Source organism: Enterobacter sp. Lyrl_3 (assembly GCF_051948675.1).
Taxonomy (GTDB): domain Bacteria; phylum Pseudomonadota; class Gammaproteobacteria; order Enterobacterales; family Enterobacteriaceae; genus Enterobacter; species Enterobacter cloacae.
The window spans coordinates 111,011-133,936 of record NZ_JAYJLI010000009.1 but is presented as its reverse complement, the minus strand read 5'-3'; the positions used below and the strand labels follow the sequence as shown (position 1 = coordinate 133,936).

General features: G+C 53.1%; 19 protein-coding genes and 2 pseudogenes. 13 read left to right on the top strand and 8 right to left on the bottom strand.

Translation table 11 applies throughout. The features are described 5' to 3' along the window. Window positions 1-2 precede the first annotated feature (2 nt). Both VF709_RS16820 and VF709_RS16815 read left to right on the top strand, forming a co-directional pair. Window positions 3-1,085, top strand: coding sequence for an ABC transporter ATP-binding protein (locus VF709_RS16820; RefSeq protein ID WP_038419576.1), 1,083 nt, complete (start codon window positions 3-5; stop codon window positions 1,083-1,085). A gap of 66 nt (window positions 1,086-1,151) precedes the next feature. After that, window positions 1,152-2,066: an OmpG family monomeric porin gene (locus VF709_RS16815; RefSeq protein ID WP_038419574.1), complete on the top strand. Its 915-nt coding sequence runs from the start codon at window positions 1,152-1,154 to the stop codon at window positions 2,064-2,066. 33 nt (window positions 2,067-2,099) lie between these two features. On the opposite strand, the gene VF709_RS16810 is transcribed toward VF709_RS16815, so the two are convergent. Continuing rightward, window positions 2,100-3,110, bottom strand: a complete 1,011-nt coding sequence (locus tag VF709_RS16810) for a LacI family DNA-binding transcriptional regulator (protein WP_023621299.1) — start codon at window positions 3,108-3,110, stop codon at window positions 2,100-2,102. Window positions 3,111-3,261: 151 nt separating this feature from the next. Between VF709_RS16810 and VF709_RS16805 the strand changes: the two genes are divergently transcribed. From VF709_RS16805 to tyrR, 3 genes are all read left to right on the top strand, one after another. Further along, a complete protein-coding gene (locus tag VF709_RS16805; protein WP_440231972.1) occupies window positions 3,262-4,659 on the top strand; it encodes a YcjX family protein in 1,398 nt (465 codons plus the stop codon). Further along, the gene (locus tag VF709_RS16800) at window positions 4,656-5,708 is read left to right on the top strand and encodes a YcjF family protein (protein ID WP_038419568.1); all 1,053 of its coding nucleotides are present in this window, start codon (window positions 4,656-4,658) and stop codon (window positions 5,706-5,708) included. The genes VF709_RS16805 and VF709_RS16800 overlap by 4 nt, the downstream gene beginning before the upstream one ends. Window positions 5,709-5,821: 113 nt before the next feature. After that, entirely contained in the window at window positions 5,822-7,363 is a 1,542-nt protein-coding gene (gene tyrR, locus VF709_RS16795) for a transcriptional regulator TyrR (RefSeq protein ID WP_013096421.1), read from the top strand. A gap of 36 nt (window positions 7,364-7,399) precedes the next feature. Here tyrR and VF709_RS16790 read toward each other — a convergent pair whose 3' ends face one another. Both VF709_RS16790 and tpx read right to left on the bottom strand, forming a co-directional pair. After that, window positions 7,400-8,608, bottom strand: coding sequence for an aldose 1-epimerase family protein (locus VF709_RS16790; RefSeq protein ID WP_038419566.1), 1,209 nt, complete (start codon window positions 8,606-8,608; stop codon window positions 7,400-7,402). A gap of 319 nt (window positions 8,609-8,927) precedes the next feature. Beyond that, window positions 8,928-9,434, bottom strand: a complete 507-nt coding sequence (tpx, locus tag VF709_RS16785) for a thiol peroxidase (RefSeq protein ID WP_013096423.1) — start codon at window positions 9,432-9,434, stop codon at window positions 8,928-8,930. A gap of 107 nt (window positions 9,435-9,541) precedes the next feature. Here tpx and ycjG point away from each other — a divergent pair, with 107 nt between their 5' ends. Continuing rightward, window positions 9,542-10,507 (top strand): L-Ala-D/L-Glu epimerase, encoded by a 966-nt coding sequence (gene ycjG, locus VF709_RS16780; protein WP_038419565.1) that lies wholly within the window; start codon window positions 9,542-9,544, stop codon window positions 10,505-10,507. On the opposite strand, the gene mpaA is transcribed toward ycjG, so the two are convergent. Further along, window positions 10,498-11,211, bottom strand: a complete 714-nt coding sequence (gene mpaA / locus VF709_RS16775; RefSeq protein WP_013096425.1) for a murein tripeptide amidase MpaA — start codon at window positions 11,209-11,211, stop codon at window positions 10,498-10,500. The two genes, ycjG and mpaA, sit on opposite strands and share 10 nt — an antisense overlap. A gap of 182 nt (window positions 11,212-11,393) precedes the next feature. Between mpaA and VF709_RS16770 the strand changes: the two genes are divergently transcribed. The 7 genes and pseudogenes from VF709_RS16770 (at window position 11,394) to VF709_RS16740 (ending at window position 18,283) form a co-directional block, all read left to right on the top strand. Continuing rightward, window positions 11,394-13,010, top strand: a complete 1,617-nt coding sequence (locus VF709_RS16770; protein WP_029883682.1) for a peptide ABC transporter substrate-binding protein — start codon at window positions 11,394-11,396, stop codon at window positions 13,008-13,010. 583 nt (window positions 13,011-13,593) lie between these two features. Next, complete coding sequence (gene tssB / locus VF709_RS16765; RefSeq protein ID WP_038419561.1) at window positions 13,594-14,085, top strand: type VI secretion system contractile sheath small subunit; 492 nt, start codon at window positions 13,594-13,596, stop codon at window positions 14,083-14,085. A 41-nt stretch (window positions 14,086-14,126) separates the two neighbouring features. Next, window positions 14,127-15,662 (top strand): type VI secretion system contractile sheath large subunit, encoded by a 1,536-nt coding sequence (gene tssC / locus VF709_RS16760; protein ID WP_063252326.1) that lies wholly within the window; start codon window positions 14,127-14,129, stop codon window positions 15,660-15,662. A 17-nt stretch (window positions 15,663-15,679) separates the two neighbouring features. Further along, window positions 15,680-17,020 (top strand): type VI secretion system baseplate subunit TssK, encoded by a 1,341-nt coding sequence (tssK, locus tag VF709_RS16755; protein ID WP_062729473.1) that lies wholly within the window; start codon window positions 15,680-15,682, stop codon window positions 17,018-17,020. Next, window positions 17,017-17,547: pseudogene (gene tssL, locus VF709_RS16750) on the top strand (type VI secretion system protein TssL, short form); the annotation flags it as partial. The gene tssK and the pseudogene tssL, both read left to right, overlap by 4 nt. Window positions 17,548-17,549: 2 nt before the next feature. Further along, a pseudogene (locus VF709_RS16745) lies at window positions 17,550-17,684 on the top strand (VasL domain-containing protein); the annotation flags it as partial. Window positions 17,685-17,803: 119 nt separating this feature from the next. Then, window positions 17,804-18,283 (top strand): hypothetical protein, encoded by a 480-nt coding sequence (locus tag VF709_RS16740; protein WP_013096446.1) that lies wholly within the window; start codon window positions 17,804-17,806, stop codon window positions 18,281-18,283. Between the two features lie 34 nt (window positions 18,284-18,317). Here VF709_RS16740 and VF709_RS16735 read toward each other — a convergent pair whose 3' ends face one another. The 4 genes from VF709_RS16735 to VF709_RS16720 form a co-directional block, all read right to left on the bottom strand. Beyond that, window positions 18,318-18,881 carry a DJ-1/PfpI family protein gene (locus VF709_RS16735; protein WP_149896740.1) on the bottom strand — a complete coding sequence of 188 codons (564 nt, stop codon included), beginning with the start codon at window positions 18,879-18,881 and terminating at the stop codon, window positions 18,318-18,320. A gap of 217 nt (window positions 18,882-19,098) precedes the next feature. Continuing rightward, window positions 19,099-19,317 carry an Ecr family regulatory small membrane protein gene (locus tag VF709_RS16730; protein WP_047023104.1) on the bottom strand — a complete coding sequence of 73 codons (219 nt, stop codon included), beginning with the start codon at window positions 19,315-19,317 and terminating at the stop codon, window positions 19,099-19,101. Continuing rightward, entirely contained in the window at window positions 19,314-20,546 is a 1,233-nt protein-coding gene (locus VF709_RS16725) for a sensor domain-containing diguanylate cyclase (RefSeq protein ID WP_149896727.1), read from the bottom strand. Before VF709_RS16725 ends, VF709_RS16730 begins: the two co-directional genes overlap by 4 nt. An 83-nt stretch (window positions 20,547-20,629) precedes the next feature. Further along, window positions 20,630-22,768: a putative bifunctional diguanylate cyclase/phosphodiesterase gene (locus VF709_RS16720; RefSeq protein ID WP_187170736.1), complete on the bottom strand. Its 2,139-nt coding sequence runs from the start codon at window positions 22,766-22,768 to the stop codon at window positions 20,630-20,632. Between the last annotated feature and the right edge of the window lie 158 nt (window positions 22,769-22,926).

The window sequence follows — 22,926 nt, the reverse complement described above, 5'->3', positions numbered from 1 at the left end:
GAATGGCGCAACTATCGCTAAAACATATCCAGAAAATCTATGACAACCAGGTCCATGTGGTCAAAGATTTCAACCTCGACATTGAGGATAAAGAATTTATCGTTTTCGTCGGGCCATCGGGCTGCGGTAAATCGACGACGCTGCGTATGATTGCCGGGCTGGAGGAGATCAGCGCCGGTGAGCTGGTGATTGACGGCGTGCGTATGAATGATGTCCCGGCCAAGTCCCGGGATATCGCGATGGTCTTTCAGAACTATGCGCTGTATCCCCATATGACGGTGTACGACAACATGGCATTTGGGCTGAAGATGCAGAAGATCGCGCCTGCCGTCATTGAAGAGCGCGTTAACTGGGCCGCTCAGATTCTTGGGCTGCGCGAGTACCTCAAGCGTAAGCCCGGTGCGTTATCGGGTGGCCAACGCCAGCGCGTGGCGTTAGGCAGGGCGATTGTGCGTGAAGCGGGCGTCTTCCTGATGGATGAACCGCTCTCAAACCTTGACGCCAAACTGCGTGTTCAAATGCGTGCCGAAATCAGCAAGCTGCATCAAAAGCTGAATACCACCATGATTTATGTGACGCACGATCAGACCGAAGCCATGACGATGGCAACCCGCATTGTGATCCTGAAAGATGGATACATTCAGCAGGTGGGCGCGCCGAAGCAGGTCTATAACGAACCGGCAAATATGTTTGTGGCAGGTTTCATTGGTTCGCCAGCAATGAACTTTATTCGGGGGGCGATCAATGAACGCTACTTCGTGACGGAAACGCTGCGCCTGGAGATCCCCGAAGATATGCTCTCGGTACTTAACGCTCAGGGATATCAACGTAAAGCCGTGGTCTTTGGCATCAGACCGGAGGATATTTTCACCTCGCAAGCCAGCGGTGAGGCGATTGCCGCCAAAATCAGCGTTGCCGAACTGACCGGTGCTGAATTTATGCTGTATGCCACCGTCGGGGGCCACGAACTGGTCGTCCGGGCAGGGGCTGCCACTGATTATGCTGCAGGGGATAATATCGGCATTCAGTTTGATATGAATAAGTGTCATTTTTTTGACGCGGAAACAGAAGCGGCAATCAGATAATAAAAATGTTCGCCGGAAATATTAATTTCCGGTTTTTTTGTTTGTCCATTATAAAGGAATATTTTAATGAGTACTCTACTAAGAAGTGCTGCGCTTATTCTATGCGCAGGGGTTAGCTACGCACACGCCTCAGAACCGGCACCACACTGGAATTTTAATATAGGTGCTATGTATGAAATTGAAAACGTCGAAGGTCAGGGGGATGATAAAGACGGGTTATATGAACCCTCGGTGTGGTTTAACGCCACATGGGATGCGTGGACGATTTCCCTTGCCATGTATCAGGAAGGCCCCGTTGATTACAGCAGTATGACCCGCGGGACCTATTTTGATCGTCCCGAATTCGAGCTGCGCTATCGTTTTATTGGAACCGATGATTTTACCCTCGGCCTGACCGGCGGCTTCCGTAATTACGGTTATCATTTCAAAGATGAACACGGCGCGAAAGACGGTAGCGCGAATATGCAGCGCTACAAAATACAACCAGACTGGGATATTAAGTTAAGCGATGACTGGCGTTTCGGCGGCTGGTTTGCCATGTATCAGTTTGCCAACGACCTGGAAAAAACGGGTTATGCCGACAGTCGCGTTGAAACAGAAACGGGCTTTACATGGACCATTAATGAAACCTTCGCGGCAAAAGTGAATTACTATTTAGAGCGCGGTTTCAATATGGACAGTTCACGTAATAACGGTGAGTTTTCAACGCAGGAGATCCGCGCCTATCTACCCATTTCATTAGGCAATACCACGCTGACGCCGTATACCCGCCTGGGGCTCGACCGCTGGTCAAACTGGGACTGGCAAGACGATCCTGAGCGTGAAGGGCATGATTTCAACCGTCTGGGCCTGCTTTATGCCTACGATTTCAATAACGGTCTTTCAATGACGCTGGAGTATGCCTATGAATGGGAAAACCACGATGAAGGCGAAAGCGATCGATTCCACTATGCGGGCGTGGGCGTGAATTACGCCTTCTGATCGGCTATTCACCAGGGGCTATCAGCCCCTGGTTTAGCGAAGAGAATCAGCGAACGAAAAGTGGGTCTCAATCAGCACTTTATGTGGGGCGGGTTTACCGGAGATACGCCTGAAAAGCAGGTCGCAGCTCTCTTCGCCCAGCTTGCGTGTGGGAATATCAAAACCAGCTGGCGCAGGCGTCAGAATCAGGGAGAGCATCGGGTCGCTGTAACCCGCCACGGCAACCTGCTCAGGTAGCATCAAGTTTAACTCATCCGCAGCGCGATAAAGACTCAGCAATTTCATGCTGTCGGTGGCGAATACCGCATCCGGTGGGGTGGAAGAAGACAACAACGTAATGGCCGCTGAAAGTGCGCTCTCATGGGTATAACCGCCATCAATGATCCAGTCCGGGTTAACAGCAATATTCGCCTTTTCCAGGCTGGCTTTATAACCCGCGAGACGATCAATAGACACGTGATAATCGAGTGGCGCATGCAGACAGGCAATTTTTTTCCGCCCGTTTTTAATAAACGTGTCGGTCAGCATCTCGCTGTCACGAAAATTGTCGGTATCGACGGAGTAAATATTCTGAAAGTCGCCTTCGACTTTACCGATTACGACCACCGGCACACCGTAGGTATCGAGCCGAGAGAAAAAGGATTCATTGGCGGGCGAACTCAGCATAATGACCCCTTTAATCATTTTCTGCTTTATTTTGCTTTCGCATTTTAGCAGGTCATCTTCACTGCTCTTTGACGTTTGCAAAATAACATCAAATCCTTCCTGTTCCGCCTTGGCGGTTATGGCGTGCAATACGTCGGAGAAAAAAGGATTACCGGCAGTGGTTTTTGTTGAGCGGGTGGAAATCACCATAATGGCGTCAAAGCCAGATGAGGTCAGAGCACGGGCAAGTTTATTTGGTTGATAATTTAGCTCTTCAATCGCCTTCAGCACTTTCTCCCTCGCTTCAGGAGAAATATTGGTTTGTTTATTCAACACTCTGGACACGGTTGATTTAGAAACACCAGCAACGCGCGCAATATCATAGATGGTGGGTGACATACACCTTACTCACTCCGGGACGGCAATGTCGTTCATCTTACTGGAGAAAAAACGGCAATAGCAATAATTATGAATTGATAATCAACGATCTGCCCCCATTTACTGTATTCTGAAGCAAGTCATTCCAGGCTTCCAGCGACGAAGGACGGCGATGAAGCGACTTAAAAAAGAACTCAATTCTCTGGTGAACCGCGGCGTCGATCGCCATTTGCGTCTGGCGGTCACCGGGCTTAGCCGCAGTGGCAAAACGGCGTTTATCACGGCGATGGTTAACCAGCTGCTGAACCTGCACGCCGGGGCACGCCTGCCGCTGCTCAGTGCGGTGCGGGAAGAGCGTCTGCTGGGCGTTAAGCGCGTTCCCCAGCGCGATTTCGGTATCCCTCGCTTTACCTATGATGAAGGGCTGGCACAGCTTTACGGTGACCCACCCGCGTGGCCGACACCCACGAGAGGGGTGAGTGAAATCCGTCTCGCGCTGCGTTTTCGTTCCAATGAATCATTGATGCGCCACTTCAAGGATACCTCCACGCTCTATCTGGAGATTGTGGATTACCCGGGCGAATGGCTGCTCGATTTACCCATGCTGGCGCAGGATTATCTCAGCTGGTCGCGACAAATGACCGGTTTGTTACAGGGTCACCGCGCGGAGTGGTCGGCAAAATGGCGGCAGTTATGCGCAGGATTAGATCCGCTGGCACCCGCAGATGAGAACCGCCTGGCGGCGATTGCCGAAGCCTGGATGGATTATCTGCATCAGTGCAAACAGGAAGGGCTTCACTTCATCCAGCCAGGACGGTTTGTTTTGCCGGGCGACCTGGCGGGTGCGCCTGCGCTGCAGTTCTTCCCGTGGCCCGACGTGGATGGCGTGGGAGAGGCAAAGCTGGCGCAGGCAGACAAGCACACCAACGCCGGGATGCTGCGCGAGCGCTACAACTACTACTGTGAAAAAGTGGTGAAAGGTTTTTATAAAAACCACTTTTTACGTTTCGATCGTCAGATTGTGCTGGTGGACTGCCTGCAACCGCTCAACAGCGGGCCGCAGGCTTTCAACGATATGCGCCTGGCGCTGACGCAACTGATGCAAAGTTTTCACTACGGACAGCGTACGCTGTTTCGCCGCCTCTTTTCCCCGGTGATCGACAAACTGCTGTTTGCGGCCACCAAGGCCGATCACGTAACGGTTGATCAGCATGCCAACATGGTGTCGCTGTTACAGCAACTGGTGCAGGACGCCTGGCAAAATGCGGCGTTCGAAGGGATCAGCATGGATTGTCTTGGGCTGGCTTCCGTACAGGCGACGCAAAGTGGGCTGATTGATCTTAACGGCGAGAAAATCCCGGCCCTGCGGGGGAATCGCCTCAGCGACGGCGAACCGCTGACCGTGTATCCGGGCGAAGTGCCTGCACGCCTTCCGGGGCAGGCATTCTGGCAGAGCCAGGGCTTCCAGTTTGAAGCCTTCCGCCCACAGGTCATGACCGTCGATCAGCCGTTACCGCACATTCGTCTGGATGCGGCGCTGGAGTTTTTGATTGGAGATAAATTGCGATGACGGAACCGTTAAAACCCCGCATTGACTTTACCGGGACGCTTGAGCAGGCGCAGCAGGAGGCCTTTAAAACGGCGCAGACGTTCAGCGGCGAGCAGGCAGAACATTTTGCTCCGGCCCTGGCTGACGAGCCGTCCGTTGAGGAGGGCCAGGCGGAAGCGGTCGTTGAGGCGGCTTTACGTCCGAAACGTAGCCTGTGGCGTAAGATGGTTACGGCCGGGCTGGCGCTCTTCGGCGTAAGCGTGGTGGGACAAGGCGTGCAATGGGGTATCAACGCCTGGCAAACCCAGGACTGGGTGGCGCTAGGCGGTTGTGCCGCAGGGGCGTTGATCGTGGGGGCAGGCGTAGGGTCGGTTGTCACCGAGTGGCGTCGACTGTGGCGTCTGAGGCAGCGTGCGCATGAACGGGATGAAGCACGCGATCTGCTGCACAGCCACGGTACCGGAAAGGGTCGGGCATTCTGCGAAAAGCTGGCGGCGCAGGCGGGGATTGACCAGTCGCACCCGGCACTGCAGCGCTGGTATGCCGCCATTCACGAAACGCAAAATGACCGGGAGGTGGTGACGCTCTACTCGCATATGGTGCAGCCTGTGCTGGATGCTCAGGCGCGGCGCGAGATTAGCCGCTCTGCGGCGGAATCAACGCTGATGATCGCGGTCAGCCCGCTGGCGCTGGTGGATATGGCGTTCATCGCCTGGCGTAACCTGCGCCTGATAAACCGTATCGCCAGTCTTTACGGTATTGAGCTTGGCTACTACAGCCGGCTGCGGCTCTTTAAGCTGGTGTTGTTGAACATCGCCTTTGCCGGTGCCAGTGAGCTGGTGCGCGAAGTCGGCATGGACTGGATGTCGCAGGATCTGGCGGCCCGTCTCTCAGCGCGTGCCGCGCAGGGAATTGGGGCAGGGTTGTTAACCGCACGTCTGGGCATTAAAGCGATGGAAGTCTGCCGACCACTGCCGTGGATCGACGGAGATAAACCGCGCCTGGGCGATTTTCGTCGTGAATTGATTGGGCAGCTCAAAGAGACGCTCAATAAAAAACCGGTTCAGTAACCGGTTTGTTTACTTATCGTGCTGGCTGTCAATCTTTCTTGACAGCCATCTTCCGCATCACCGTGTTCTGACATATCATTTTAAGGTTATTGGCTTAAAACGGTGAATTTCCCATGCGTCTTGAAGTCTTCTGTGAAGACCGTCTCGGTCTGACCCGCGAGTTACTCGATCTCCTTGTTTTACGTAGCATTGATTTACGTGGCATTGAGATTGATCCTGTCGGGCGAATTTACCTCAATTTTGCCGAAATTGAATTTAATACTTTTAGCAGCCTGATGGCTGAAATCCGCCGTATCGCTGGCGTTACGGATGTACGCACCATTCCCTGGATGCCGTCTGAGCGCGAGCACCTCGCATTGAGCGCCTTGCTTGAAGCCATGCCAGAGCCTTTCCTGTCACTGGATTTGAAAAGCAAAGTTGAGCGGGTAAACCATGCGAGTTGCCAGCTGTTCGCCCAGAGCCAGGACAAGCTCACTCATCACCATGCCGCGCAGCTGATCCCGGGGTTTAATTTCCAGCGCTGGCTGGACAGCAACCCGCAAAATACGCATAGCGAGCATGTGGTGATCAACGGGCAGAATTTCCTGATGGAGATTACGCCGGTGTACCTGAAAGGAGAGAACGACACTCGCGTTCTGACCGGGGCCGTTATCATGCTGCGCTCTACCGTGCGGATGGGCCGTCAGTTGCAAAATCTCTCCAGCCAGGATGTGGGAGCGTTCAGCCAGATCATTGCCGTCAGCCCGAAAATGCGTCATGTGGTCGATCAGGCCCGTAAGCTCGCCAGCCTGACCGCGCCGCTGCTGATTACCGGCGATACCGGGACCGGGAAGGATCTGCTGGCCCACGCCGTGCATCTTGCCAGCCCACGCGCGGCAAAACCGTATCTGGCGCTGAACTGTGCCTCTATTCCTGAGGATGCGGTCGAAAGCGAGCTGTTTGGCCACGCCCCGGAAGGCAAAAAAGGCTTCTTCGAGCAGGCGAACGGCGGTTCCGTGCTGCTGGACGAAATTGGCGAAATGTCGCCGCGCATGCAGGCCAAACTGCTGCGCTTCCTGAACGATGGGACCTTCCGTCGCGTAGGGGAAGATCACGAAGTTCACGTGGATGTGCGCGTGATTTGTGCCACTCAGAAAAACCTCGTTGAGCTGGTACAGAAAGGGATGTTCCGGGAAGATCTCTACTATCGACTGAACGTGTTGACGTTGAACATTCCGCCGCTGCGCGATTGCCCGCAAGATATCATTCCGCTGACGGAGCTGTTTGTGGCACGCTTCGCCGACGAGCAGGGGGTACCGCGTCCGAAACTGTCAGCCGATCTGGGTACGGTGCTGACGCGCTACGGCTGGCCGGGAAATATTCGTCAGCTGAAAAACGCCGTTTATCGTGCGCTGACGCAGCTGGAAGGGTACGAGTTGCGTCCACAGGATATCCTGTTACCGGATTACGATGCCGGAACGGTATCGGTGGGCGAAGAGGCGATGGAAGGCTCGCTGGATGATATTACCAGCCGTTTCGAACGTTCCGTGCTGACACAGCTTTATCGCAGCTACCCAAGCACACGTAAGCTGGCAAAACGCCTGGGGGTATCCCATACCGCGATTGCGAATAAGCTTCGTGAATATGGACTCAACCACAAGAAGGGTGACGAATAACGATAAAAGCCTCTGTAAAGAGGCTTTTTTTTGCACTTACTCTTTCGCCAGAGGCGTGGTATCTACCTCGACTTTCGTTTCGCCCTGAATCACCGCAATTTTCTGTTCAACCTCTTTCACCTGTTCCTTGCTGTGAAGCAGGGTATAGGTCAGGTCGAATTGCGTGCTGGCGCCAGGTTGTAGCTGCTTAACGCGTTTCTGCTCGCGTTCAATGGTGACGGGATAGGCGTAGCTGGTTCCCGGCTCAATACCCGTGACATAGCCCTGTTTGAGCGTATCGGTATTTTTCCATAAGGTCAGGACAGGCAACTGCCGCGTGTCGAACTGAATTGACGCACCTTTGTCTCCCGCTTTATTGACCACTGCCGCCAGGGTTTCATGATTATTATCCGCGAGCGGTTTGATATTGAAGACCATTTCATCAAAGCCCTGAGTGGGGCCAGCGTAGGTTTGCCAGTTATCCAGACCCGCTTTGGCATAGTCATTGAAAGGACCAATGCTGGCGGCCGGCGCAAGGAAGCGGGCACCTTCTTCGAGGATTGGCGTACCAAAGTTGCTGTGATAGATAATCTGATAATCATGAGGATAATCAGCATGGTTGGTCAGAACATCATGCAGGCTGAACTGGTTGCTGCCCGGTACGTAACGCAGTTCGGTCATCGTTTGCAGATCTGCTTTTTTAAACGTGCTCTCTTTGATTAATCCGCGAATACGAATTTCATGCGGTGCGGCATCAGCAACATCGACTTCCACCTGCGACGCAGGCGTATTTCCCGCCTTGCCGTGCAGGGTATAAATCTGACCGTCAGCCGTAACCGGGTGGCCTGTCCATTCATAGCCGCAACGAACCATCATTTCGTTGAAACCTTCCAGCCAGCCAAGTCCGTTTCGACTTTCCAGATTGATATAGGCCGGATTCACCACCTCTTTAACAGGAGAATCCCACCCCATTCGGGTACCAAAGCCTTCGACATGCAGCAAATTCATCCCACGCGTCGGGCTGAGGGTAATTGTCAGACCATTTTTGCTGCTGATAACGATTACCTTGCTGCCTTCCTGCTTGCCACCATGCAGGACTTTTTGCTCGATGCTGAAAGGCTGTCCCTGAAACTTCAGCTCATCGCTGGAAATTTTCCAGTTTCCTTTCTCCACGCCGCTTTCAGCGCTTGTCAGCACCCAGGTTTTAGCGGCGGCATGTCCAGATATCAGTACCGCAAGAACCGTAAAAGCCAGTTTAATCTTCATATTTAATCCCTTTTGCTGAAACGATTTTTTATTACGTAAGCAAATCTAATGTTTAGGCGAGAAGGGAAATGTGACGGGCTTCACTGGCGGAGAAATTACGGTTTTTAAACCTTTATTATGTGTTAGCGATCTCGTTATGGTGAGAATGGAACGTTTTTATTTCATGATATATGTGATTTTAGAACGTTTTTGATTTAACGATTCAGCTATTGAGGCAATAAAAAACCCCGCATCGGCGAGGTTTGGAACGCAAGGTCTATTCTTAAATAAACCTTTTATTTCATTACATTGCTAAGCTTTATAAAATGCCTGTAAATAATCAGGCTTTCAGTGATTCCAGCGCAGCGGTGTAGTCAGGTTCGGTGGTGATTTCGTTGACCAGTTCGCTGAACACGACGTTATCGTTTTCATCGATTACCAGCACGGCACGCGCCGCCAGGCCTTTCAGTGGGCCTTCAGCAATGCCAACGCCGTATTTTTCCAGGAAATCCGGGCTGCGCAGAGTGGAAAGGGTAATGACGTTGCTCAGACCTTCAGCACCGCAGAAACGGGACTGCGCGAATGGCAGGTCTGCTGAAACGCACAGCACCACGGTGTTGTCCATTTCAGTGGCCAACTGGTTGAATTTGCGCACTGATGCGGCACAGACGCCGGTATCAATGCTTGGGAAAATGTTCAGTACTTTGCGTTTGCCAGCAAACTGGCTCAGTGTGACGTCAGACAGATCTTTAGCCACCAGAGTAAAAGCCTGCGCTTTGCTGCCAGCCTGAGGAATGGAACCTGCTACAGCAACCGGGTTGCCCTGGAAATGAACGAGTTGTGACATAGATATCTTCCTGTTTACATATAGTTAACGTCGAGGCTAGTGTATGCCATCAGCGGATAACACGGCAAACCAATTTTTTCGCCTTACCGGGCTGCAAGGAGTCAGTGATGAGAAGCGTTAAGGTCTATGAAGAAGCCTGGCCATTGCATTCCCCGTTTGTGATCTCCCGTGGCAGCCGAAGTGAAGCCTGCGTGGTAGTGGTCGAAATAGAAGAAGAAGGGGTTAAAGGGGTTGGTGAATGCACGCCGTATCCTCGCTACGGAGAAAGCCTTGCCTCGGTGATGGCGCAAATTATGACCCTGGTACCTGACCTGCAAACCGGGTTGACGCGTGAGGCGTTACAGCAGCGTTTACCTGCCGGGGCGGCGCGTAATGCAATTGACTGTGCGCTGTGGAGTCTTGAGGCGGCGAGGCAGCAGATATCCTTACCGTCGCTGGTCGGCGTGACGCTTCCGGAGAAAGTGGTGACCGCGCAAACCGTGGTGATTGGCGAGCCGGAGCAGATGGCCGCCAGCGCAAAAGCGCTCTTTGAGGCTGGTGCCACGCTGCTGAAGGTGAAACTCGACGATCGCTTGATCAGTGAACGCATGGTCGCCATTCGCGCGGCGGTGCCGGACGCCACGCTGATTGTCGACGCCAACGAGTCATGGCACCCGGAAGGGCTGGCCGCGCGCTGCCAGCTGCTGGCCGATCTGGGTGTGGCTATGCTGGAGCAACCGCTTCCCGTACAGGATGATGCGGCATTGAAGAACTTTATCCACCCGCTGCCGATCTGCGCCGATGAAAGCTGCCATACCCGCGACAGTCTCGACGGTTTAGCGGGCTGCTATGAGATGGTGAATATCAAACTCGATAAAACCGGTGGGCTGACCGAGGCGCTGGCGCTGGCGTCGCAGGCACAGGCGAAGGGGTTTACGTTGATGCTGGGATGCATGCTCTGTACTTCCCGGGCGATTAATGCGGCGCTACCGCTGGTGAATCAGGTCCGGTTTGCCGATCTCGATGGCCCAACCTGGCTGGCGGTTGACGTTTCGCCTGCGCTCACCTTCACCAGCGGAGTGCTTCATCTCTGAGGCTGCCAGCGCAGAAGATCTACCATCGCTTTCAGGTATTTTTCGCTGGCTTCGTCGGAAGATATCGGGGGAAATTCAGCGGTGATGCAGTGCAAATCCAGATCGGCGCACCAGCTACCAAATGACCCCGGGGTTTCATAACCGACGCTGCTGACCAGAGGCAGGGCGAAGGCATCGGCAAGCCACTGCCCCAGTGCGGAGTGACGGGGATCTTCAATACAGGCCAGCGGATCGTGAAATGAGACAACCCATGCGGGGTGGATTTTGTGGATTAACTGGCAGAGCGCCTGTGTTTCTGGCTCTGAGCCGGGTTTTTCTCCCGTCAGTAACACCACGTCACGCTCTTCAGCCGAGCTGTTCCAGCGGTATACCGTTTCACCGGCGCGCCAGTTGGCCGCCGGGAAGTTGCGGTTTAAATCTATCCCTCTCGCATTCGCCCTCAGCCCAAGCTGACAGCCATCCGGGTTGACGGTCAGGATCACATGATGCCGGCGTAGTGTCGGTGCAAGGGTGCGTAACGCGCAGGAGAGGGTGACGATCGAGGAGTTCTCATCGCCGTGCGTTCCCGCAATAATCAGGCCGCTATGACGATCGGCATCCGGTGCGGGAAACCAGATTAGCGGTGCACCTAAGAAAGACTGGCCATAATGTTCGGTGCCTGGCGGGAAAGCGCCACGTTCCGTTCTTGGTCGGGTAACTGCCATAGGAAATCCTGATAAAGAAGTGCTTACTGGCAGTGTTGTGCAAAACCCACGTTTAATCAAATAGTTTCATCGAAGAACGAAGATTGCCAGATATCACCTTTCCGGCTTAAGGTATTTGCATTTCGCCGTTTCGAAACAAATAATTACGCATTCGCGTATTACCGATTTCTAAAGGGGATCTCATGAAGCATCCTGTTTCGCTGCTTTTTTCTGCACTGTGCCTTTGCGGGCTATCGTCATTTTCTTACGCTGCTGATGTGCCAAAGGGGACGGTGCTGGCGCAAAAACAGGAGCTGGTCAGACACATCAAAGACGAGCCCGCGTCGCTTGACCCGGCCAAGGCCGTGGGGCTACCCGAGATTCAGGTGATTCGCGATCTGTTTGAAGGCCTGGTCAATCAGAATGAGAAAGGGGAGTTGACGCCGGGCGTGGCGACGCGCTGGCAGAGTAACGATAACCGCATCTGGACATTTACCCTGCGCGATGATGCAAAATGGTCTGACGGCACGCCAGTCACGGCGCAGGATTTTGTCTACAGCTGGCAGCGTCTGGTTGACCCGAAAACCACCTCGCCGTTTGCCTGGTTTGCTGCTCTGGCAGGCATTAACAACGCTCAGGCGATTATTGATGGCAAAGCCGCGCCCGATACGCTGGGGGTAACGGCGGTGGATGCCAGAACGTTACGCGTTCAGCTCGATAAACCGCTGCCGTGGTTCAGCAACCTGACGGCAAACTTCGCGTTCTATCCGGTTCAGAAAGCGAACGTCGAAAGTGGTAAAGAGTGGACGCGTCCGGGATCCCTGGTGGGCAATGGTGCCTACGTGCTGAAAGATCGTGTGGTGAATGAGAAGCTGGTCGTTGTGCCGAATACCCACTACTGGGATAACGCGAAAACTGTTCTTCAAAAAGTGACGTTTATTCCGATCAACCAGGAGTCTTCCGCCACCAAACGCTACCTGGCAGGTGATATTGATATCACCGAGTCGTTCCCGAAAAACCTGTACCAGAAATTGCTCAAGGATATTCCTGGACAGGTATACACGCCGCCGCAGCTGGGAACGTATTACTATGCATTTAACACGCAAAAGGGCCCGACCGCCGATTCCCGCGTGCGTCTGGCGCTGAGTATGACCATCGATCGCCGGATTATGGCGGAGAAAGTGTTAGGTACGGGAGAAAAACCAGCCTGGCATTTCACGCCTGATGTGACGGCAGGTTTCACGCCAGAGACATCACCGTTTGAGCAGATGTCGCAGCAGGAGCTAAACGCGCAGGCCAAAACCTTGCTGCAGGCGGCGGGATATGGCCCTCAGCGTCCACTGAAGCTGACCCTGTTGTATAACACTTCAGAGAACCATCAGAAAATCGCAATTGCGGTGGCTTCGATGTGGAAGAAGAACCTGGGGGTAGACGTCAAACTGCAAAACCAGGAGTGGAAAACCTATATCGATAGCCGAAACACAGGGAATTTTGATGTGATCCGCGCGTCCTGGGTCGGGGACTACAACGAGCCATCGACCTTCCTGTCGCTGCTGACATCAACCCACAGCGGCAATATCTCCCGCTTTAACGACCCGGCTTACGATAAGATTATCAATCAGGCGACGCTGGAAACCACCGCAGAAGCCCGTAATGCGGATTACAACCGGGCGGAGAAGATCCTCACGGAAAAAGCGCCAATTGCGCCGATCTACCAGTACACCAACGGACGTCTGATTAAACCATGGGTGAAGGGATATCCGATCAATAACCCTGAAGATGTGGCGTATAGCCGCACGATGTATATTGTGAAGCACTGAAAACGCGAGTCCGCTAATTTATTTCCCCTCCTGATACTGCGCTGGCCCGATATCACGTGCCAGCGCTTTTCTGTTCATTGTAGGTCGTGAAGATGGCGCTGCATTGATACTGTGTTTTACAGCGCTGGATATTGCTCTGTTTTTTTAATTAAGAGAAATATTCATATTTTGAATATATTGCATTTCGTTAAAAAAAACTGTCCACTATTGGACTTTTTAATGGGTGTCGCGTCTTGCGGAAGCGTGTAAACATTGATGCGGGTCATATTATTAGGTGGCGCTGTAGATATTTTCTCTCGTATTGATTTAAATCAATAACGTTGCTTTGTTTGGATATGGATCTTCATTTTTTCACAGAAATAGCCACTAATGCTGACTATTTTCGGAGTTGTGGTTGATATTTCTTTATGAAAAGGCATGCTGCAAAACCATATTTTATTTCTATGGAGTAAAATTCTTAAGGAATGTCTTAATTTGGCCTTTGATTCCAGGTAGTTGATCTATTGTAGCGTTTTGTTCTAATATCGATTTATTCAGAAACGTCGTTAACTTCAACAAACATTCCTTAAGGAAAGGGACTGCTATGGCTGATACGTTCCAGAACGAAGTGCCTAAGGCACGCATTAATTTAAAACTTGCATTGCATACCGGAGGGGCGCAGAAGAAAGTTGAGTTACCCCTTAAATTACTCACTGTCGGTGATTTCAGTAACGGTAAAGAGAGCCGACCATTATCTGAAAGAAAGAAAATTGACGTCAATAAAAATAACCTCAACAGTGTACTTTCGGAATTTAACCCGGAGGTCAACATGACGGTTCCGAATACGCTGGCGGGTGAGCGTACGGAAGAGAATGTGACGCTGCGCTTTTCAGATATGAAAGATTTTGAACCCGAACAGGTGGCCCGACAAATTCCTCAGTTACGTGCCATGCTGGCGATGCGTAATTTATTACGTGACCTCAAGTCCAATCTGCTGGATAACGCCACTTTCAGAAAAGAGCTCGAGAAAATTCTTAAGGACCCGGCGCTGTCTCAGGAATTACGTAACGAAATGAGTGCCCTGGCCCCGAAATAAAAACGGGCGCGTCTTTTAATGGATTAAACGAGAGAATGCTGATGTCTGTTAATACTGAAAATGGCTCCGCGCAGGGGCAGACCACTGTGCTGGAAAAAGAGAGCGTCTACGCCTCCCTGTTCGACAAAATCAACCTGACCCCGGCCACAAGCCTGGGCGATATCAATGCGTTTCTGGACGACGCCGCACTGTCTGATGCTCCGGCAGGTGAGCGCCTGACGGCCGCGATGCAGGTATTTATGGACTGCATCCGCAAATCCGGCCAGCCTGTGGAAAAACTCGATAAGACCCTGATTGACCACCATATTGCAGAGCTGGATTTCCAAATCAGCCGCCAGCTGGATGCGGTGATGCATCATGCAGAATTCCAGAAAGTGGAATCCCTGTGGCGCGGCCTGAAGCAGCTGGTGGACAACACCGACTACCGCCAGAACGTGAAAACGGAAATTCTGGATGTGTCCAAAGACGACCTGCGCCAGGACTTCGAAGATGCGCCGGAACTTATCCAGAGCGGCCTGTACTGGCACACCTATACCGCTGAATACGACACCCCGGGCGGCGAGCCGATTGGTTCAGTCATTTCCGCCTATGAGTTCGATGCCAGCCCGCAGGACGTGGCGCTGCTGCGCAATATCTCTAAAGTCTCTGCCGCCGCGCATATGCCGTTTATCGGTGCCGTCGGGCCGAAATTCTTCCTCAAGGAATCGATGGAAGAGGTGGCCGCGATTAAGGACATCGGTAACTACTTCGACCGTGCCGAATACATCAAATGGAAATCCTTCCGCGACACCGACGATGCCCGTTATATCGGCCTGGTGATGCCGCGCGTGCTGGGGCGTCTGCCTTACGGTCCGGACACGGTGCCGGTGCGCAGTTTCAACTACGTTGAGCAGGTGAAAGGTCCGGACCACGAAAAATACCTGTGGACAAGCGCATCTTTCTCCTTCGCCTCCAACATGGTGAAGAGCTTCATCAATAACGGCTGGTGCGTGCAAATTCGTGGCCCGCAGGCGGGCGGGGCGGTGAAAGAGCTGCCGATCCACCTGTACGATCTGGGTACCGGCAACCAGGTGAAGATCCCGTCAGAGGTGATGATCCCGGAAACCCGCGAGTTTGAATTCGCTAACCTGGGCTTTATACCGCTGTCGTACTACAAGAACCGTGATTACGCCTGCTTCTTCTCGGCGAACTCGGCGCAGAAACCGGCGCTGTACGACACCGCCGACGCCACTGCCAACAGCCGCATCAATGCCCGTCTGCCATATATCTTCCTGCTGTCGCGCATTGCGCATTACCTGAAGCTGATTCAGCGCGAAAATATCGGTACGACGAAAGATCGCCGTCTGCTGGAGCTGGAACTCAATACATGGGTACGCAGTCTGGTGACCGAAATGACCGATCCGGGCGACGAACTGCAGGCCTCACACCCGCTGCGCGATGCGAAGGTGGTGGTGGAAGATATTGAGGACAACCCGGGCTTCTTCCGCGTGAAGCTGTTCGCGGTGCCGCACTTCCAGGTGGAAGGCATGGACGTGAACCTGTCGCTGGTGAGCCAGATGCCGAAAGCGAAAGCGTAAGTTAAGGCAGGAAGCCAATGAAAACGGAACAACCGTTATGGGGCAGGGGCCAGATGGTCTCTCCCCAGCACTTCCAGCAACAGGCCGCGTATGCGGCCTGGTCTGCGGAATGCATCGCCCGGTTAGGTCTCTCCCATCCCTGGGGAGTGATTGATGCCACTTTCGAACCGGATGCACTGAAACTGGGCCGCCTGCAGGCTCGTCGTCTGCACATTCGTTTCCCTGACGGGACGCTTATCGACACTGATAATGCTGACGATCTTCCACCGGTTCTGGCGCTTGAGAGTGGATCACAGGATGCGGTGGTGGTGCTGGCCCTCCCGCTGCTGCGGGCGAATGGCGGCAACTGTCTTACACCCGATGCGGTGGCCGAACGCCCTGTTCGCTATCGCCAGCGCTGGCGGGATATCCGCAACGCTTATGGGGACGATACCCGCCAGATTGCGGTGATGAAACCTGAGTTGACGCTGCGGTTTGCCTGTCAGGACAACAGCGATTATCTGACCTGCCCGGTTGCCCGCCTGCAGCAGGATTCGCAGGGAGCATGGTTACTGGATGAGACGTTTCTTCCGCCACTGCTGGCTCTGCAGGGCAGTCGCTGGCTGATGACCCAGCTGGAACAGCTGATGAGCCAGCTTCGTGTACGCCTGAGTCGGCTGATGGCCATGCGCCGGGAAAGTAATGAGCGGATGGCCGATTTTGCCGTGGCGGATGTGTCCCTGTTCTGGCTGCTCAATGCCCTTAACAGCGCAGAACCCGTGCTCGGACAGTTTCAGCGCCACCCGCAAAGCCCGCCGGAGCGTCTATATCCGGAACTGGCACGCCTGGCGGGCAGTCTGCTGACTTTCTCGCTGGAGCATCAGGTGAGTGCGATCCCGGTCTGGCAGCACGAGCAACAGAATAACGTATTCCCGCCGCTGTTTGATTTACTGGGTGACCTGCTCGAAGCCAGCCTGCCGTCGCGGGTGGTAGCGATTGAGCTTGAGCATGATGCCCGGCTGCACTTCTGGCAGGCCCGTCTGCATGACCCACGTCTGCGTGAAGGGGCTGATTACTACCTCTCGGTGCGTTCAACGGTACCGGTGGCACAACTGCAGGAGCAGTTCCCGCGCCAGTGCAAGGTCGGCAGCCCCGATCATGTCAGAAGTATCGTCAATTCATCGCGGGTCGGCGTGCCTCTGACGCCGCTGCGCCATGTACCGGCAGCCATTCCGTTACGTCTGGAAAATCAGTATTTCAGTCTTGATGTCTCTCATCCTCAGGCCACTGAAATGCTTCAGGGTGGGACCTGCATGTTTTACGTTCCGGGCATGCTCGGCGAGCCTGAACTTGAACTCTTTGCGGTGTTGAGAACATGAGTGAGCGTAAACGCGGCACTGCCGCGGCCATTGATATTGATGCCCTGCTGCAGGACACCTGGCTGCAGGTGATCAGCCTGCGTCACGGTCCGACGTTTCAGGCGGGCGAAGGGCGCACGCTGTGGGAGCGCTGTATTGCTGATGTCGAACGTGTGCAGCGTGAGCTGAAAGCGAGCGAACTCGATGAAGCCAGCTGTCAGCATATTCTTACTGCACAGTGCGCCTTGCTCGATGAGGCGGTGAAAGGTCGTGGTGTGGAAGATGACGCCTGTGTGCAGTGGTATGACATTCCCCTGCAGGGGCACTTCCTCGGCACTATGGACGCCGGCGACACGCTGTGCGATCGGATGCGCGATGTGCTGCGTGAACCGGCGCCTGACCACGCTGTCGTGACCTGCTTCCAGCGGGTCATGATGCTGGGTTTTCTCGGCAGTTACCGCTCACTGAATGACCCGGAGCGCCAGAAACTTGTCAACGCACTCAGTGAATATGTCACGCCGTTCAGCTATCCACAGTCCCACCCCGTACAGAGGAACAACTGCGACAGCTGGCAGATCTTCCTGAAAACCAGCCGTGGCCTGCCGCGCAGCAGAGCCAGACAGAACAGCATCTGCAGCAGTTGATTGCTCGTTATGCCCTGATGAAACAAAAAACGGCGGAATAGCTACAAACGGTTCCCTCGTTTAAGAAGGCGAGGAAGTATCCGGGAAGATAAAAATGGCCGGTCAGCGCAGGGGGCGCAGATCCTGGTTTAACCGTGTGAAAATGAACAGAGGCAACAACGTGTCAGCCAGAGAACGTTTCTTTAAAAAAGTGCAACAGAGTAGCAAGAACATAACGTCAGGTAACACCTCAGTTGAGGCTGAAATCGTTGAATTCTGCGAGCGGTTAGAGGGGCTGGCGCAGCAAATCATTGAGTGGTTTGCGGGCACCAGCATTGAAGTCACGTTATCACGTCAGTATCTTCACGATCTGAGCACATTAGGTTATAGCCTGAGCAGCGGAATTTGCCGCTATGAGATAGCGACTATCCTTCTGCAGAATGGCGAGCGTAGTGTCAGTATCGTGCCAGAACAGCTCTTCCGTGCAGGAGAAACGGGTTGCGTAAGAATGCGTGTTGAAGCTCCGGGCTTTCGTGAGGTGTTTTATCTGAGTATGGCGCCGGAAGCAGGCTGGTTTATCCGGCGCGAGTTTCAGAGCATTAAAGAGCGTGCTCTTTTGACGGAAGAACGCTTTTTTGTTGCGGTCGATCGTCTGGCTTGAAGAGCGTATGTAAAGAGCAGGTTGCCTTGCTGGCCTATTCCAACAACTTCGCAAATTTCGCCAGCCACTGCGGATGCGCAGGCCAGGCCGGCGCGGTGACCAGGTTACCGTCAACGTGAGCCTGATCGATACCGATATCGGCGTACTCGCCGCCGCTGAGTCGTACTTCAGGCGCACAGGCCGGGTAGGCGCTACAGGTTCGTCCTTTTAAGACCCCGGCGGCGGCCAGCAACTGTGGGCCATGGCACACGGCCGCAATCGGTTTGTGCGCGGCATCAAATGCCTGCACCAGCTTCAATACGTCATCATTTAACCGCAGGTATTCAGGCGCTCTGCCGCCAGGGATCAGCAGGGCGTCATAGTCCTGCTCGTTAACGGCGGAAAAATCGGCATTGAGGATAAAACGGTGACCCGGTTTTTCGCTATAGGTCTGAGCACCGTCGAAATCATGGATAGCGGTCATGACATAGTCACCCTTCGCTTTATCCGGGCAGACGGCGTCAACCTGATGACTAATCATCTGTAAGGCCTGAAAAGGGACCATGGTTTCGTAATCTTCGGCGTAATCGCCCACCAGCATCAGGATCTTCTTGCTCATCATTTTCTCACTTTTATGGTTAACGACGTTTTAGATATAGCCTGGTGTAGCGCAAATGTCGGAAATAAAAAAGCCCGTCAGAGCACGGGCAAAATAAGCAAGTAATTTAGCAATTCGTTACCAACATAATGGAGGATAACGGCGCATATCTTACGCGCCTGTTGAGTTGGCCGATACCTGATAATTTCGGTAGGTGAAACAACGGATTAAACGTGCGTTACAGCGCGTCGAAAGTGGGGTAAATGCTGTTTTCAATATATTCCGCCACTAACCAGATCTCGCCGCTGAAGATAAACCAGAATCCGAAAATAATAAGCATTAAAATAATTATGGTGAGGATTATTTCTGTTCTTCCCATTGCAGACGATACCCACCCATAGTCTTTTTCATCAAGATGGGCATTGTAGCGGGGCTTTATCCAATACACCAGTTTCATGCCGCCAGGACTTTATTTCGGCCATCATTCTTGGCGCGATAAAGCGCGTCATCTACCCGTTTAAAGAGATCGTCGATACTCTCATCCTGGTTGTGCCGCGCCACGCCAATGCTGACCGTAAATCGCGGCAGGCCGGGGATCGAGATGCGGGCAACCGCTGCCCGGATCGTTTCGGCGATTTGCATTGCAGTATCGAGAGAGGTACGTGGCAGCAGAATGACAAACTCCTCGCCTCCCCAGCGGAACACGAAATCCTCTTTCCGGCTACAGGCCTCCAGGGTACGTGAAAGTGCGATGAGCACTTCATCCCCCTTCAGATGACCAAAAACGTCATTGATATTCTTAAAGTGATCGGTATCCACCAGCAGTAAACTGAATTGCTGCTGTAGAGGAAGGTGCGTAAGATTCATTTGCTCAGCGATAATATAGAACTGTCGCCGGTTGAGCAGGCCCGTCATGGCATCCTGTAACGCGGCATGTTCCAGCTCAAGCTCCAGCCTTTTTTGCTCGGTGATGTCATGGATAATGCACAACATCAGTTTATCCCCGTAGATCTCAATTGGTCCGGCATAGGTCTGAACATGGCGGGTTGAACCATCGGCAAGGCGGTGCACAAAGTTGAGTGGCTTATGCCCACCCGGCAGAGCGGCGATTTCGCTCATCACTGGGATCACATCGCGCCCCAGAGTGTTGATCTCCCAGGTATGCTTGCTGCACATCTCCTCGTGCGAGTAGCCATAAAAATTAAGCGCGGCGAGATTGGCATCAACAATTTGGCCGTCGCGAGCAGGGTCGATCAGTAACATCGGGGCGCTGTTTGTCAGAAAAAAGCGAGCATAGAATCCTTGCTTTTTTCGCTGGTAAGTAGCGGAGCGGCTCGCTTTAAGCCCGGTCGGTGCCGGATGTGAAATCCCTTCAAAAACGATAATGTCGCCGTACGGCGCATGTTGGGTCAGCGAAAGACGACAGCTCAACGCGGTTTCATGCCCGTCGCGCCAGACTGTCCAGATCTCGATAATCTCCTGGTCCGTTTTCAGCTCAGGGATATACATCGACAGCACGTCTTGCGCATTGGCTGAGAAAGCGCCTTTTCGCAGATCATCCAGCGTTTTATCCCCCATCACCTGAACCGCGGCCGTATTCGCAAAAATAATATGGCCAGAAACGGGGGAGATCAGCCACACGGGGGTTTTAATGACATTCAGCGCATCAAAATAATTTTGCGACATAAGGAATTCCTGTACATCGGCACAATATGCCTGACGATCACGACGGAATCGACTCGCGTGGACTCCTCTGAACCATACTCCAGTTAACCCTGTGTAGCATGATTTTTTTGTGAAACAAAAGCGGATTCCGAATGAATTTTACCAATTGGTATAATCTGTTTCTGTGAATTAATCTGCAGCAGTAGCCACGGGATCTGTTCGGCAGGCAAAGGTCTGGCGAACAGAAAACCCTGCAAATAATCACACCCGAGCTCTGTTAACACCGCTCGTTGCTCTTCTGTTTCGATCCCTTCGGCAACAACATACATCTCCATGGTCCGGGCAATATTAATAATGGTCTCCACCAGCTTGCGGCTTTTCTCATTTTCCAGCATTGACGTCACAAAGCTTTTGTCGATTTTGAGCTCTTTTGCCGGAAGCACGCTGAGCATAAGCAGATTAGAATAACCGGTGCCAAAATCATCAATAGAGACGGTGATCCCGGCCTGGTTGAATGCACTCAGTAATTCGATACTGCGGTCGAGATTTTTAAGGGCAGTGCTCTCCGTGACCTCAAGGATGAGCCGGGAAGGTGAAAGATTATATTTCTGCAACAGAGACGATATGGTCTGAAAGATATCCGGCTGTTCAAACTGAACAGGGGATAAGTTAAAAGACAACGTCCAGTGGGCAAAACCTTGTTCAGTCCAGAAATGCAGCTGACGGCATGCGGCCTCAATCGCCCAGTTACCCACGGGAATAATTAATCCCGTCTGTTCAAGCGAAGGTAAAAACAGATTCGGCAGTAGCACGCCTTGTTCGGGATGTCGCCAGCGAAGAAGCGCCTCAAAGCCGTGGATAGTTCTCTCTTCAGCGTGCCAGGTGGGTTGATACCACAGCTCAAACTGATCGCGCTCAAGCGCCTGCGTGAGTTCCTGCAAAAAACCGGGGTTAGCCGGGATCGCCGTCGACATCTCTGTCCGGTAGACCGCCCAGTCGTTTTGGCCTTGCTTTTTAACGTACTGCATTGCCGCATCTGCTTTTAGCTTTAACTCATGCAGCGTTTCGCCATCCTGCGGATAACGACTGACGCCTGCGCTGAGCGTTGTACTCAGCGTATGCCCGCATACGGAAAGCGGGCGGCGCACATCGTCGAGCAGCGTTGAGAGGAGGGACTGGAGTTTGTCGTCATCACATTCTGGAACCAGCAGAATAAAAGCATCGCCCCCCAATCTTGCCAGGGTCATCTCACGGGTAAGCCTCGCCGTGATGCGCTGCGCAATGGTGATTAACAACTCATCCCCGACGTTATGTCCCCAGGTGTCATTAACCTGTTTAAAGTGATCAACGTCGAGGAAGATCACGGCAAATTGTTTATTGCTAAGCAACGCGCTGCGCAGGCAATCCTGCATGCGTAGATCCATCTGGTGGCGATTAGCAAGGCCGGTAAGGGCATCAAACCGTGCCTGTAGTTCAAGCTGTCGATTGAGCGCCTGAAGGTTGTCCGTGAGCCGGTTGGTACGCCAGTGGGAATCAATGAGTGAGATAATCAACATCATGCCGAGCAGGCACAGCGTGGTGACCGACACCCCTATCGATAATCCCAGTTCGCTGATACCGCCGGGTAGGGTATGAGCCATATCACTGAACTGAGCGGCCCGCATGCCAGTGTAGTGCATGGCACAGATGGCAGCGCCCAGAACTAAAGCGGCGAGAATGCGATTGATAAAGATCCCTTTTCGCTGATGCCGCAGGTGAAAGGCCAACCAGAGCGCGGCACCGGAGGCCATTACGGCAATTAATATGGATAAACCGATGATGGGGTGATCCCAGATGATGGGGCTGTCCAGCATCAGTGCGGCCATACCGACATAGTGCATTGATACCACGCCTGCGCTCAGAATTAAGGTAGAGATAAGCAGTCTGATGGGCGAAAGGCGAGCGCCCGTCACGGCAATATTCATTGCCAGCATAGACGCCACCACCGCGACGCCCATTGAGGCGAGGGTTAACCAGAGGTTGTAGCTCATGATCATGGGCATTTTCATCGCTAACATACCAATGAAATGCATCGACCAGATCCCGACGCCCAGCGTAAGCCCTCCGGCAAAACGCCAGAACAGAGCGGCCTTCCCGCTGGAAAGCGGGATTTTCCCTGCATTCTCCAGGGCCACAAACGAGGCGATAAAGGCCACAAGATAAGAGATGGCTATTAACACTGGGTCCCACGATACATTGAGCATTATGCAATCCCACGCCAAAGGGGTTACTGATTTCGCCAACCGGGACAGATCTTTATCTGGCTGCGTGCAGGCGAGTTCAAACAATATTAGTTATAGGGTACGTAAAACGGCCCGCACTATTAAAACGCAAAACTGTATGCAATATAAAATATATTCTC

What these genes read in the sequence shown, in the direction of transcription:
- VF709_RS16770 (WP_029883682.1), top strand. Translation starts at nt 11,394, where the DNA reads ATGAAGCATCCTGTTTCGCTGCTTTTTTCTGCACTGTGCCTTTGCGGG.
- tyrR (WP_013096421.1), top strand. Translation starts at nt 5,822, where the DNA reads ATGCGTCTTGAAGTCTTCTGTGAAGACCGTCTCGGTCTGACCCGCGAG.
- tssK (WP_062729473.1), top strand. Translation starts at nt 15,680, where the DNA reads ATGAAAACGGAACAACCGTTATGGGGCAGGGGCCAGATGGTCTCTCCC.
- VF709_RS16790 (WP_038419566.1), bottom strand. Translation starts at nt 8,608, where the DNA reads ATGAAGATTAAACTGGCTTTTACGGTTCTTGCGGTACTGATATCTGGA.
- VF709_RS16805 (WP_440231972.1), top strand. Translation starts at nt 3,262, where the DNA reads ATGAAGCGACTTAAAAAAGAACTCAATTCTCTGGTGAACCGCGGCGTC.
- VF709_RS16730 (WP_047023104.1), bottom strand. Translation starts at nt 19,317, where the DNA reads ATGAAACTGGTGTATTGGATAAAGCCCCGCTACAATGCCCATCTTGAT.
- tssC (WP_063252326.1), top strand. Translation starts at nt 14,127, where the DNA reads ATGTCTGTTAATACTGAAAATGGCTCCGCGCAGGGGCAGACCACTGTG.
- ycjG (WP_038419565.1), top strand. Translation starts at nt 9,542, where the DNA reads ATGAGAAGCGTTAAGGTCTATGAAGAAGCCTGGCCATTGCATTCCCCG.
- VF709_RS16810 (WP_023621299.1), bottom strand. Translation starts at nt 3,110, where the DNA reads ATGTCACCCACCATCTATGATATTGCGCGCGTTGCTGGTGTTTCTAAA.
- VF709_RS16735 (WP_149896740.1), bottom strand. Translation starts at nt 18,881, where the DNA reads ATGAGCAAGAAGATCCTGATGCTGGTGGGCGATTACGCCGAAGATTAC.
- VF709_RS16800 (WP_038419568.1), top strand. Translation starts at nt 4,656, where the DNA reads ATGACGGAACCGTTAAAACCCCGCATTGACTTTACCGGGACGCTTGAG.
- VF709_RS16725 (WP_149896727.1), bottom strand. Translation starts at nt 20,546, where the DNA reads ATGTCGCAAAATTATTTTGATGCGCTGAATGTCATTAAAACCCCCGTG.
- tpx (WP_013096423.1), bottom strand. Translation starts at nt 9,434, where the DNA reads ATGTCACAACTCGTTCATTTCCAGGGCAACCCGGTTGCTGTAGCAGGT.
- mpaA (WP_013096425.1), bottom strand. Translation starts at nt 11,211, where the DNA reads ATGGCAGTTACCCGACCAAGAACGGAACGTGGCGCTTTCCCGCCAGGC.
- tssB (WP_038419561.1), top strand. Translation starts at nt 13,594, where the DNA reads ATGGCTGATACGTTCCAGAACGAAGTGCCTAAGGCACGCATTAATTTA.
- VF709_RS16720 (WP_187170736.1), bottom strand. Translation starts at nt 22,768, where the DNA reads ATGCTCAATGTATCGTGGGACCCAGTGTTAATAGCCATCTCTTATCTT.
- VF709_RS16815 (WP_038419574.1), top strand. Translation starts at nt 1,152, where the DNA reads ATGAGTACTCTACTAAGAAGTGCTGCGCTTATTCTATGCGCAGGGGTT.
- VF709_RS16820 (WP_038419576.1), top strand. Translation starts at nt 3, where the DNA reads ATGGCGCAACTATCGCTAAAACATATCCAGAAAATCTATGACAACCAG.